The 9,632-nt window shown below is 67.6% G+C and carries 13 protein-coding genes; 7 read left to right on the top strand and 6 right to left on the bottom strand.

Going from position 1 to position 9,632, the window contains the following annotated elements; genetic code table 11:
• Positions 1-94 precede the first annotated feature (94 nt).
• The gene (locus KF730_RS17100) at positions 95-532 is read left to right on the top strand and encodes a hypothetical protein (RefSeq protein ID WP_294099584.1); all 438 of its coding nucleotides are present in this window, start codon (positions 95-97) and stop codon (positions 530-532) included.
• Here KF730_RS17100 and KF730_RS17095 read toward each other — a convergent pair.
• The 3 genes from KF730_RS17095 to KF730_RS17085 are packed head-to-tail and all read right to left on the bottom strand — an operon-like array spanning position 529 to position 3,347.
• On the bottom strand, positions 529-2,133 hold the full coding sequence (locus KF730_RS17095; protein WP_294099582.1) for an SDR family oxidoreductase: 1,605 nt from the start codon (positions 2,131-2,133) through the stop codon (positions 529-531). The genes KF730_RS17100 and KF730_RS17095 overlap by 4 nt on opposite strands.
• Positions 2,130-2,774, bottom strand: a complete 645-nt coding sequence (locus KF730_RS17090) for a DUF4166 domain-containing protein (RefSeq protein ID WP_294099579.1) — start codon at positions 2,772-2,774, stop codon at positions 2,130-2,132. The genes KF730_RS17095 and KF730_RS17090 overlap by 4 nt, the downstream gene beginning before the upstream one ends.
• 12 nt (positions 2,775-2,786) lie before the next feature.
• Positions 2,787-3,347, bottom strand: a complete 561-nt coding sequence (locus KF730_RS17085; RefSeq protein WP_294099576.1) for a MarR family transcriptional regulator — start codon at positions 3,345-3,347, stop codon at positions 2,787-2,789.
• Positions 3,348-3,485: 138 nt separating this feature from the next.
• Between KF730_RS17085 and KF730_RS17080 the strand changes: the two genes are divergently transcribed.
• On the top strand, positions 3,486-3,866 hold the full coding sequence (locus tag KF730_RS17080; RefSeq protein WP_294099574.1) for a VOC family protein: 381 nt from the start codon (positions 3,486-3,488) through the stop codon (positions 3,864-3,866).
• A 265-nt stretch (positions 3,867-4,131) separates the two neighbouring features.
• Here the strand turns inward: KF730_RS17080 and KF730_RS17075 are convergent, their stop codons facing one another.
• Together KF730_RS17075 and KF730_RS17070 are read right to left on the bottom strand one after the other, a co-directional pair.
• Entirely contained in the window at positions 4,132-4,878 is a 747-nt protein-coding gene (locus KF730_RS17075; protein WP_294099569.1) for a metallophosphoesterase, read from the bottom strand.
• A gap of 5 nt (positions 4,879-4,883) precedes the next feature.
• A complete protein-coding gene (locus KF730_RS17070) occupies positions 4,884-5,711 on the bottom strand; it encodes a diacylglycerol kinase family protein (protein ID WP_294099567.1) in 828 nt (275 codons plus the stop codon).
• Between the two features lie 171 nt (positions 5,712-5,882).
• Here KF730_RS17070 and crcB point away from each other — a divergent pair, with 171 nt between their 5' ends.
• From crcB to KF730_RS17045, 5 genes are all read left to right on the top strand, one after another.
• Positions 5,883-6,260 carry a fluoride efflux transporter CrcB gene (gene crcB, locus KF730_RS17065; protein WP_294099566.1) on the top strand — a complete coding sequence of 126 codons (378 nt, stop codon included), beginning with the start codon at positions 5,883-5,885 and terminating at the stop codon, positions 6,258-6,260.
• Positions 6,257-7,372 carry an RluA family pseudouridine synthase gene (locus KF730_RS17060; protein WP_294099564.1) on the top strand — a complete coding sequence of 372 codons (1,116 nt, stop codon included), beginning with the start codon at positions 6,257-6,259 and terminating at the stop codon, positions 7,370-7,372. The genes crcB and KF730_RS17060 overlap by 4 nt, the downstream gene beginning before the upstream one ends.
• A gap of 142 nt (positions 7,373-7,514) precedes the next feature.
• A complete protein-coding gene (locus tag KF730_RS17055; protein WP_294099918.1) occupies positions 7,515-8,174 on the top strand; it encodes an HAD-IA family hydrolase in 660 nt (219 codons plus the stop codon).
• Positions 8,171-8,389 carry a hypothetical protein gene (locus KF730_RS17050; protein WP_294099560.1) on the top strand — a complete coding sequence of 73 codons (219 nt, stop codon included), beginning with the start codon at positions 8,171-8,173 and terminating at the stop codon, positions 8,387-8,389. The genes KF730_RS17055 and KF730_RS17050 overlap by 4 nt, the downstream gene beginning before the upstream one ends.
• A complete protein-coding gene (locus KF730_RS17045) occupies positions 8,386-9,063 on the top strand; it encodes an ATP12 family protein (RefSeq protein WP_294099558.1) in 678 nt (225 codons plus the stop codon). The genes KF730_RS17050 and KF730_RS17045 overlap by 4 nt, the downstream gene beginning before the upstream one ends.
• On the opposite strand, the gene KF730_RS17040 is transcribed toward KF730_RS17045, so the two are convergent.
• Positions 9,060-9,620, bottom strand: coding sequence for a hypothetical protein (locus KF730_RS17040; protein ID WP_294099556.1), 561 nt, complete (start codon positions 9,618-9,620; stop codon positions 9,060-9,062). The two genes, KF730_RS17045 and KF730_RS17040, sit on opposite strands and share 4 nt — an antisense overlap.
• Between the last annotated feature and the right edge of the window lie 12 nt (positions 9,621-9,632).

Here is a 9,632-nt window from a genome sequence, read left to right as displayed (position 1 = left end):
CCACGTCTGACGGCGTGGCGGCCAACAGCGATAGAGGGCGGTCCGGCAACGGGCCGCCCTTTTGCTATGCGGGCGTTTCGCTACACTCCCGGCGATGGCCGATCTGCCCCGCATCCTCGCCTTCCTCGAGCGCATCGGCATCCCGGTGATCGCCGAGCCGGTCGCAGGCACGCTGCTGCCGGGCCTCACCGTCCGCCACGGCACCCTGGTTTACGATCCCGAGCGCATGCGCTGGCCCGGCGATCTGCTGCATGAAGCCGGGCACATCGCCGTCACCGATCCCGCGCAGCGCGCCAGCCAGGCCGAAATCCGCCACGATCCCGCCGAGGAGATGGCGGCAATGGCCTGGTCCTACGCCGCCGCCCGCGAAATCGGCGTCGATCCCGCTGCCGTCTTCCATGAAGGCGGCTATCAGGACGGCGGCAGCGCCTACCTCTCCAGCTATGTAGATGGCGGCGGCATCGGCGTCCCGATGCTGCGCTGGTACGGCATGACCAGCGACTTCCCCGCGATGATCCGCTGGCTGCGCTAGATGCGCTCCAGCCAGCCGGTGTACCGCACCACCGCGCCGATCAGCGGCATCCGCACGCCGACTTCGAAGCGGAAGCGGCCCTCCTCCACCCATTCCCGGGCATCGATACGCGGCCCGAGAAACCGCGGCATCGGCATGCCGAACAAGGTCCAGCCGCGCAGCACCATCGCCAGTCCCTCGCCGGTGGAGGGCAAATCGAAGACAAAGCGTAGCGGCCCGAAGCGTTCGGCGACGCCCTGGCCGGCTTGCGAAAGTTCACTGCGGAAGCGATGTCCGCCGAAATCGCGTGTCCAGCGCTCCTTATCGTCCCGTTCGGCGAAAGCGACGTGGACGGGATAGGTTCCTGCCGGCGGAAAGCCCATGATCCGCCCGATCAGATGCGCGATGCCCCGGCCGCGCTCGACCTGCCCTTCGCCTCGCGCCCCGGCATCGCCCGATACGATATGCATCGCCTGCACCTCGGCCGGCAGCGCCGCGAACCGTGCGCCCATCGCGCGGGCGTAAAGCGGCATCACCGGCCATTCGCTGATCTCGTGGCGGATCGACAATTCGTTGAACAGCGGCTCGAACCGGTCGAGCGTGAGCAAGCCGCTCGCATCCCGCGCGCCCGCTGGCACACGTCCGGCGAGTATGTCCCCAGCCAGCAACTCTGCCGCCAGCGTCGGGATTTCCGGCCCGTCGCCATTGCTCGCGATCAGCGTCCAGCGCCGCGCCAGCCGGTCGGTCTTGAGCGTCACCGCCATTGCCGAACGATCGCTGCCCGCCCAGGCCGTGATCCGCTGCAACCGGTGCAGCCAGCCCGCCATCGGCCGCAGCGATCCGATCCAGCCCCAGCGCACCGGCCAGCTCAGCAGCCACAAGGCCAGCACCTGGAAGCCAAGCTCGGTGCCCGCGCGGAACGTAACCGCAGGGCGGCCTTCGATCGCCGCCGGCAACAGGTCGAGATCGGGCACCTCCGCGAGCGCCACCCAGCGGTCGAGCGGCACCGCGCCGCCGACGGCAAAACGCTCGCGCCGCACTTCCTGCCAGCCGGTCGCCTCCGCCTGCCGCCGCCCGCGCCATAGTCGCACCGGCTTGCCGACATAGCTGAGGATCGCCGCCGCCACCGAAGGCCCGGCCACCGCCCGGTTGGAGGCACTGATCGCGATCTCGATCTGCCGCACCGCCATTCCAGGCGGCGCCAGCGCCCGCGCCACCGCGCCTGAAAGTGCCGGCACGCTCGACGCGCCGCTGACGATCGGCACCTCGATCGCGGCGCCCTTGTTGAGCTGGCCGATACCGGCCACGAACCCGCGCGAATCCGCCAGATCGAGATAGGGGATGCGCATCGCGATGCACGCCTCGGGCACGGTATAGCCGCTTCCCTGGAACGGGCCCGCTGCATCGATCACCAGATCGGGCCGCTCGCGCGCCATCACCATGCCGATGCCGTTGGCGCGGTCCGCCACCACCGGCTCGGCATTCCGCAGCCCCGCGCAGAACGCCGCCGCCTTTTCACCGTTCCTTCCGGCCACCAGCACGGTGTGCCCAGCCGCGAGCAAGCGCCGCACCAGCCGCGCGCCAAAGCCGCCATACCCGCCAATGACGAGGATCCGGCTCATGCCGGTTCCGCGAAGATGGCGCTCTGGTGGATCATCGCACCCAGCAACGGATGCGCCAGGTCGAGGCTGAACACGAAGCGCCCATCGCCAAGGTCGCGGTGGCCGACGGTGAGCCGCCCCGGCTCGGCCCAGCGCGGCAGGCGCAGGCGCAGCCCGAACAGCCGCACGAAATAATGATCGCCCTCGAACAGCAGCGCCCCGCCCGCCACGCGCAGCCGCAGGGCGATGCCGATCCCATAGCCCAGATATTCCTCCAGCCCGGTCGGTCCCGCAAAGCGCTTGGCGCTGTGGATCACCTGCGGGAAGCCGTGGCGGCGGCCATATTGCCGTGTCCAATATTGGTTGATCCGCCCGTCGTCGCTGGTGACGCTGACGCTGGCGGCGACCCCGATATCGGTCCCGAGCGGCAGCGGCGCGCCGACGATCCGGGCCAGTTGCGCGAATATCCGCCCGGCCAGCGACATCCGGCATTCCACCACCCGCCCGACATACGTAACGCAATCGCCCGTCTCGATCCGCCGCAGGAAGCGCTCGCGCACCGCGCCCGGCAGCGCCAGCCACGCCTCGCGCCCGAGCAACCGCTCGAAGCCGCCTTGCGTCGGCTCCCGTTCGACCATCGCCTCGCGCCAGACCGTCGCCATCGCCGCCTCCTGTTATTCGCCCTTCGCCTTGGGCAGGAACGCCAGCACCCGCTTGCCCATCCGGATCAGCAGCATCAGCCGGCTCGGCGGCACGGCGATCATCTGCTGATACCAGTCGTCGATCTCGCGCATGAAATCGTGCATCGCCGTGATCCGCTCACGCGCGACTTGCGAAATGCGCGGATCGGCCTTGGCCTCGTCGGTGCAGATGCGCAGCGCCGCCACCGCCGGATCGATCTCGCGTTCCTTGCGCCCCTGCGCGATGCGCGTGACCATCTGCATCAGATCGACTTCGGCGACATAGTGATCGCGCCGGTCGCCCATCACCGGCGCGCGCCGGATCAGCTTCCAGCCCAGCAACTCCTTGAGGCTGTTCGAGGTGTTGCTCCGCGCGATCCCCAGCGTGTCGCTGATCTCCTCGGCGTTTAGCGGCCGGTCGCTGAGGTAAAGCAGCGCATGGATTTGCGCGACCGAACGGTTGACACCCCATTGCCCGCCCATCTCGCCCCAATGCAGTACGAACTGCTGGACCGCGATGGGAAGCGTTGCGCCTGCATCGGTAATTTCTGTCATAACAGAAATATGAGATATTTCATCCTTGCAGTCAAGTAAGGTGGAAGCGGACATTGCGGTTGCTTAAGCCTTAACCGCCCCCCGCAATCCCGCGATCACCATGGGTATCGTACCGGCATCCCCCGGGGAGGCGAATCGATGGCCAATCTCTTTCGCATCACGCCGTTCATGCACGTGCCCGATATCGAGGTGGCGATCGGCTTCTTCGAAATGCTCGGCTTCACGCTCCGCTTCCGCAGCGCCGACTATGCCTATGTCCAGCGCGAGGCGGCCGCATTCCGCATCCTTCAGAACCGGGGCGACGATGGCGCCCCGCCCGGCAACCGGCGCTTCTGCTATTATATCGATGTCGAGAATCTCGACGCGCTGCATGCCGAATTGAAGCCCGGGCTCGCCGCTCTCGACGATGGCGATGTCCACGGCCCGGTCGATCAGATGTACGGCCAGCGCGAGCTGATGATTGTCGCGCCTGACGGCAATCTGCTCGTGTTCGGACAGGATATCGCGGTGAAGCGCTAGGGTCCGTACTCACTACCGGCAACGGTCGTGATCGTCTTGTGAAGTCTGCTGGCAAGGCGGATTGCGCAGCGCGGGCTGGGGGCCCGCGCAAGCGATCCAACGCAGTCCAGCGGGCTTCACAAGGCGACCGCGAAGCGGCGGGCGCCTTTTGGCGCTGAGCTACGGCATTCGTCGGCCACGAGGGCGCAACCTCGCTCCCTCCTCATTTCTTGCCCAACGCCAAAATGCGCTCCGTCACGACCATTGCCGGTAGTGAGTACGGACCCTAGAGCGGCACGCTGCTTTCGCCGAGGAAACACGCGACCGTCTCGAAGCCACCGTCCTTGACGGTGATGACGTTGAACGAAGGCGGCTGCGCACGCGTCCGCGTCGATAGCGTCCCCGCCCCGATCAGCCGCACCGTCCGCCCATTCACGTCATGGCCGATGTCGAATGGATCATGGACGTGGCCGGTGAGTACCGCATCCGCCCCCGCCGCCGACAGCGCCTCCAGCGCCCGCACCCCGCGCCGTGTCTGCGACGACATCCGCGTGCCGCCCTCCACCAGCGGATGGTGGCAGGCGACGAAGATCGTGTCGCCCGCCGGCGCCGCCTCGACCAGCGCCAGCGATTGCTGGAGCGCGCGGAGGCTCACATAGCCCTTCGACCAGTTGAGCCGGAACTGGAACCGCGCCGTGGTCTTGAGCGGCACCACCGCGACGCCCTTCACATCCAGCGGCTTCTCGATCATCCGCTCGAGCGCCTGATAGCGCTTGTACGGCGTCACGAATCGCGCCCATGGGTTGAAATAGGGCAAATCGTGATTGCCGACCTCGACCGTCGTCGGCCGCTGCAGGCTCTCCAGCCACTTCGCCGCCGCTTCGAACTCGTGGCGGTGCGCCGCCATCGTCAGGTCGCCGGTGACGATCACCGCGTCGGGCTGCTCCTCGCGGACTTTCGCTGCGAACCAGTCGATCGCCGCCTGGTCCTCGCGACCGAAATGCACGTCGCTGACGTGGAAGAGCCTTGTCATTCAGATCAAGCGCGCGTGGTAATGAAGCGTTCCATGCTCTTGCCCGCGACGATCTTCGCATCAGCGTCGAGATTGACCGGTTCGCCGTCGAACAGCGCCATCACCGGCTTGCTCCCGCCCAGCCGCAATTCCTGCGTGCGTGCCTCGGTCACGGCATGCGCCGCGACCCAGTCGCCGGTCACCCAGTCCCACCCCAGTTGCGCGATCGATTTCCATTCGCGCGCATCGACCGCCGCGACATCGAGCCCGTCGAGATGCGGGAACACGAACACCGCCTGATAATGATCGCCAAGTGCCGGCGCCCCCTCCACCCGGATGCCCCGCCGATCGAAGGTCCGCCGCCATGCCGATCGCACCGCGCCCAGCATCCGCCCGATCCTGCCCTTGCGCATCGCCTCGCGCGCCCGCGCCCAGGCGGCGGCCGGGCCGAGGATCAGTCCGACGAACGCGCGGTGCTTGCCCGCCTCGACGAACGGCAGCGCCATGCGGCGCTTTTCCATATGCGCGGCGTGGATGATCTTCTGCGGGTCCGTCTCCGCATGCAGCGCCTTGGCGAGCAGGTTCATCGTGCCCCCCGGCAGGATCAGGAAATCGCCCTTCCATTCGGCGAGGGCGCATAACGCCGCGTTGATCGTGCCGTCGCCCGCGAACAACACGACGGTATCGACTCCCGCCGCGTCGAGCTTCTCGGCACTGGGGAGCCTTTCGTCGGGGAACTCGGTGCGCTTGACGAGTTCCAGCCCGCGCTCCGCGAACACCGCCTCCAGCGCATCGCATTTGGCACGGGTCGCGGTTCCGGAATTCGGATTGGTAATGAACCATAGTTTCTGCATGCCCGGCCAACGCGCGAGCCTCGCGCTGGTTGCTTATCCGTAACGATAAATCGGCCACGCTATATGCATCGCGCACTGGGCGGCAGGCGAAGCGCCGGCGTCGACCGCCTCTGGCATCGCGATCCGCGCCTCCGTTTCCCTTTTGCCGCAATCCGCGCTACCGGCGCGCTTATGCCACATCTCCTCCTCGTCATGCTCGGCGGCGCCCTCGGCTCCGGCGCGCGCTACCTGACCGGCCGCGCCGCGCTCGTGTGGATGGGGCCGAACTTCCCATGGGGCACGCTCGCGGTGAACCTGATCGGCGGTTTCGCGATGGGTGTGCTCACCGGCGTACTGGTCCGCACCGGTCAGGCGGGCGGCGTCTCCTGGTATCTGCTCGGCGTCGGTGTGCTCGGCGGCTTCACCACCTTTTCCGCCTTCTCGCTCGACACCATCAACCTGATCGAACGCGGCGATTTCATGCTGGCCACGACCTATATTCTCGCCTCGGTGATCGGCTCGGTCGCCGCGCTCGCCATCGGCCTCAACGCAGTGAGGGCCATCGCATGAGCGAGATGAGCAAGGACGTCCGCCAGTTCATCGTCCAGGCCGACGATGACGGCATCCGGCTGGACCGCTGGTTCAAGCGCCACCTCCCCGACGCCAATTTCAACCTGGTCTCGCGCTGGGCACGCACCGGCCAGCTCCGCGTCGATGGCGCCCGCGCCACCCCGGGCGACCGTGTGACGCAGGGCCAGACGATCCGCGTCCCGCCCGCCGAAGCGCCCAAGCCCGGCACCGCCAAGCCCAAAATCATCCGCCGCAAGCTGAGCGACGACGAGATCGAATTCGCCGAGAGCCTGGTGATCTACAAGGACGAGCAGGCGTTCGTCCTCAACAAGCCCCCCGGCCTCGCCACCCAGGGCGGCACCAAGACCACCGAGCATGTCGATGGCCTGCTCGATGCGCTCCAGTACGAGAATGAGGGCCGCCCCAAGCTTGTCCACCGCCTCGACAAGGATACGAGCGGAGCCTTGCTGATCGCCCGCACCAGCCGCGCCGCCGCCTATTTCTCGAAGCATTTCTCCGGCCGCAGCGCCAAAAAGCTCTATTGGGCCCTCGTCGTCGGCGTGCCAGAGATCGAGGACGGCATGATCGATCTGCCGATCGGCAAGCAGCCCGGCACCGGCGGCGAGAAGATGCATGTCGATCCCAAAGAGGGTCAGCCGGCGCGAAGCCGCTACCGGGTGATCGAGCAGGCTGGCAACCGCACCGCCTGGGTCGAGCTCCAGCCGCTGACCGGCCGCACCCACCAGCTCCGCGTCCATATGGCGGCGATCGGCCACCCGATCGTCGGCGACGGCAAATACGGGTTGCAGGACGCGTTCCTGACCGGCGGCATCAGCCGCAAGATGCACCTCCACGCCCGCCGCATCAAAATCGATCATCCCGACGAGGGGCATGACAAGATCGACGTCACCGCCGAGCTGCCCGATCATTTCGCCGAATCAATGAAGACGCTCGGCTTCGACATCGCGCTCGGCGACGCCAGCGACGCGATCGACGACCGCGCTCCGCTCAGCCGCGAGCAGAAGAAGTCGATCGCCAAGGCGCACGCCAAGTCGGTCCGCAAGGAACGCCGCGGCGAGCGGCGGGGCCGGGGCGAGGCTAGGAAGAAGTGAAGAAAGGCATGATCCTCCCCGGCACGGGGAGGTGGCAGCGCGAAGCGCTGACGGAGGGGGCTCTCCTCGCGGCGCAACGTCCGCGGCGCACCCCCTCCACCGCCTTCGGCGGTCCCCCTCCCCGTACCGGGGAGGATCTGTGATCAACCGCCTCGCCGTCTTCGATTGCGACGGCACCCTCGTCGATTCGCAGGCCAATATCTGCCGCGCGATGGAAGCGACCTTCGCCGAAGTCCGCCTCATGCCACCCAGCCGCGAAGACATCCGACGCATCGTCGGCCTCAGCCTCGTGCCCGCGCTCGCCGCCCTTCACCCGCACGGCGAACCCGCCCAGCATGTGGAGATGGCCGAAAGCTACAAGCGCGCCTTCCACGCGATGCGCTCGAACGGCGCGCTCGATCCCGAGCCGCTGTTCGACGGCGTCCGCGAAGCCATCGACGCGCTCGAAGCCGCCGGCTGGCTGCTCGGTGTCGCCACCGGCAAGTCCGATCGCGGCCTGCGCCTCCTGCTCGAACATCACGGCCTCCACGATCGCTTCGTCACCCTCCAGACCGCCGATCGTCACCCGTCCAAGCCGCACCCCGCGATGCTCGAACTGGCCATCGCCGAAGCCGGCGCCGCGCCCGGGACCAGCGCGATGATCGGCGACACCAGCTTCGACATGGCGATGGCCCACGCCGCTGGTGTTCACGCCATTGGTGTCGTATGGGGATACCACACACCGGGAGAGTTGCTGTCCGCCGGCGCGGACGAGATCGTGGCGCACGCCAGCATGCTTCCCGCGGTACTGGAGGGCTTATGAACGACGCCGATCGCCTCGCCGCAAAGCGCTATTATCTGATTCAGGCGGTCAACATCGCCGCGGTCGCCGGCGCGGTGCTCGGACTGCTCATCGCCGGGCGCTCGGTCACGACCTTTCACACCATGCTCGGCGCCACGCTGATCCTCGCCTCGCTCTACATGATGGCGGCGGTGCCCCGCGCCCTTGCCAAACGCTGGAAGACGCCGCAGCCGTGAAGCGTTTCTGGAAAGAGGTCACCCTCGAAGACAATGGCATCGCGCTCGATGGCAAGCCGGTCCGCACCCCGGGCCGCGCCCCGCTGATCCTCCCCACCGCCGCGCTCGCCGACGCCGTGGCCGACGAATGGCGCGCGGTCGGCGAGACCATCGATCCGCGCGCGATGCCGCTCACCGGCCTCGCCAACGCCGCGATCGACACCATCGCGCCCGATCCCGCCAAGTTCGCCGCCGGCCTCGCCGCCTATGGCGAAAGCGACCTGCTCTATTATCGCGCCGAGCTTCCCGAGCCGCTGGTCGAGCGCCAGCGGGCGGCATGGGATCCGCTGCTCGATTGGGCGCGCCGCCGCTACGACGTGCATTTCGAGACCGCCGCCGGCGTCATGCACCGCGCCCAGCCGCCCGCGACCATCGCCCGCCTCGCCGAGGCCGTCGCCGCGCAGGACGCGTTTCACCTGGCCGGACTGTCGCATGTCGTGACGGTCAGCGGCTCGCTGGTCGCCGCGCTCGCCTTGGGCGAAGGCGCCGTCGATGCCGATACGGTGTGGCATGCCGCGCAGGTCGACGAGGACTGGCAGGCGGAGCAATGGGGCGAAGACGATCTCGCGACACAGGCACGCGACGCGCACCACGCCGATTTCCTCGCTGGCGCCCGGTTCCTGAGTTTGCTCTAGACGTTGGCTACCGCCGGCCTCGGCAATGCCCACGCAAGCACCGCTCCTGCCGCAACCCATGATGCCACATCGCTGAGCCACAGATAGAAGAAATAGCCGACGGGCGCGTGGTTGAAGATCGGCTGGCCCAGATCCGAATAGGCCGTCACCGCCACCGCGACCAACGCCACCAGCTTGAGCCGGTCGGCAAAGCTCAGCCCGCTCGCCACCAGCCGCATTGCGAAGCCCGCGATCAGGACGCAGAGAATCGCCAGCATCAGTCCGCCTATCAATGACGTGGTGTCGGGATTGGCGAAGCCGCTGCTGTTGAAGAGCACCATGCTCACCGGGCCCTGACCGTAAAGCTGGGTGCCTGTAGCCGTTCCGACCCAGGGGATCGGGTAGGCGCCGCTACCGAGCGGTCCGAGGTGCTGCGCCAGCGCCTGCTGGAGTGCCGCGCTCGCGGCATCGTCGGTCTTGGAAAGCGCGAGGAGGCTGAGAGGCGTTCCCCAGAAGATAAAGCCGACGAGCCACATCGCAAGTCCGCCAAGCACGCCGCCGAGTATTAGTCTGGGCATAAAAGCCTCCCG

Origin of the sequence: Sphingomonas sp. (assembly GCF_019635515.1) — a bacterium.
GTDB lineage: Bacteria > Pseudomonadota > Alphaproteobacteria > Sphingomonadales > Sphingomonadaceae > Sphingomonas.
The sequence above is the reverse complement of the archived record's forward strand: the minus strand, read 5'-3'. Positions and strand labels throughout refer to the sequence as shown.

What these genes read in the sequence shown, in the direction of transcription:
- KF730_RS17100 (WP_294099584.1), top strand. Translation starts at nt 95, where the DNA reads ATGGCCGATCTGCCCCGCATCCTCGCCTTCCTCGAGCGCATCGGCATC.
- KF730_RS17095 (WP_294099582.1), bottom strand. Translation starts at nt 2,133, where the DNA reads ATGAGCCGGATCCTCGTCATTGGCGGGTATGGCGGCTTTGGCGCGCGG.
- KF730_RS17090 (WP_294099579.1), bottom strand. Translation starts at nt 2,774, where the DNA reads ATGGCGACGGTCTGGCGCGAGGCGATGGTCGAACGGGAGCCGACGCAA.
- KF730_RS17085 (WP_294099576.1), bottom strand. Translation starts at nt 3,347, where the DNA reads ATGACAGAAATTACCGATGCAGGCGCAACGCTTCCCATCGCGGTCCAG.
- KF730_RS17080 (WP_294099574.1), top strand. Translation starts at nt 3,486, where the DNA reads ATGGCCAATCTCTTTCGCATCACGCCGTTCATGCACGTGCCCGATATC.
- KF730_RS17075 (WP_294099569.1), bottom strand. Translation starts at nt 4,878, where the DNA reads ATGACAAGGCTCTTCCACGTCAGCGACGTGCATTTCGGTCGCGAGGAC.
- KF730_RS17070 (WP_294099567.1), bottom strand. Translation starts at nt 5,711, where the DNA reads ATGCAGAAACTATGGTTCATTACCAATCCGAATTCCGGAACCGCGACC.
- crcB (WP_294099566.1), top strand. Translation starts at nt 5,883, where the DNA reads ATGCCACATCTCCTCCTCGTCATGCTCGGCGGCGCCCTCGGCTCCGGC.
- KF730_RS17060 (WP_294099564.1), top strand. Translation starts at nt 6,257, where the DNA reads ATGAGCGAGATGAGCAAGGACGTCCGCCAGTTCATCGTCCAGGCCGAC.
- KF730_RS17050 (WP_294099560.1), top strand. Translation starts at nt 8,171, where the DNA reads ATGAACGACGCCGATCGCCTCGCCGCAAAGCGCTATTATCTGATTCAG.
- KF730_RS17040 (WP_294099556.1), bottom strand. Translation starts at nt 9,620, where the DNA reads ATGCCCAGACTAATACTCGGCGGCGTGCTTGGCGGACTTGCGATGTGG.